Source organism: Frankia sp. AgKG'84/4, from assembly GCF_023242965.2.
Taxonomy (GTDB): Bacteria; Actinomycetota; Actinomycetes; order Frankiales; family Frankiaceae; genus Frankia.
Window position 1 is genome coordinate 1 of sequence record NZ_JALKFU020000837.1, and the last position, 979, is coordinate 979.

Annotated in this window: 1 protein-coding gene; it reads right to left on the minus strand. The window is 76.9% G+C overall.

Annotated elements, in window-relative coordinates; genetic code table 11:
• Nucleotides 1-979: SDR family NAD(P)-dependent oxidoreductase (locus MXD58_RS25550; RefSeq protein ID WP_250610238.1), on the minus strand; the 979-nt coding region annotated here is incomplete at both ends.

Consider the following 979-nt stretch of genomic DNA (forward strand, 5'->3'; position numbering starts at 1 on the left):
GGCGCCTCGAGGAGCTCCACGACCTACCCGCCGCCCACTGTTCGGTGGACGGTCCGGCGGGTGAGCCCGCCTCCCGGTCCGGGCCGACCAGGATGCAGACCTCATCCGCGCGGTCGGCGCGCAGCGTCTCGACGAACGCGGCGGCGCCGGCGTCCGGGGCGAGCAGGTCCACGCCGCGGGCAGTGAACAGCTCCCGCAGCGCGGGTGTCACCATGCCGCCGTCCCAGGCACCCCAGTCGATGGCGACGACGTGCCGGTCGGGATGGTCGTGGCGCAGCGCGGCGGCGACCCGGCACAGGGCCTCGTTCGCGGCCGCGTAGTCCGCCTGGCCCGGGTTGCCGAACAGGCCCGCGACCGAGGTGAACAGCAGCACGTGCCGCAGCGACGCGCTGCTCGAGCCGTCGTCGCCGGCCGGCTCGGCCAGGGCCGGCTCGGCCAGGGCGTCGAGCAGCGCGCGCAGGCCGCCGAGTTTCGGGGCGAACACGCGGGCCACGTCGGCCTCGGTCTTGTCCACCAGCCGGGCGTCGGCAAGCACGCCCGCGCCGTGCACGATGCCGGTCACCTGCGCGCGCAGGTCCCCGAGTGCCGCGCGGACGGCGGCGGCGTCGGTGACGTCGACGGGGACGTAGTCCGCCCGCCCGCCGCTGGCCCGCACAGCGGCGAGTGTCGCGCGGATCTCTCGGGCCGACAGCAGGCCCAGGTTGATCCGTTCCACCTCGCGGGGCGTGGGCCTGGTGCCCTCGGCCCGCAGCCGTGCGATCACGGCGGACTTGAGCGCGTCGTCCTCGACGCCGACGGCCCAGTCGGGCTCGTCCGCCAGCGGCGAGCGGCCGAGCAGGACGAACCGGGCCGGGACCCGCTCGGCGAGGGCGCGCACGCACAGCGCCGTCACGCCCCGTCCGCCGCCGGAGACGACGAACACGTCCTGCGCCCCGACGGTGAGTTCCGCACCGTCCGCACCGCCCGCGCAGCCCTGCGG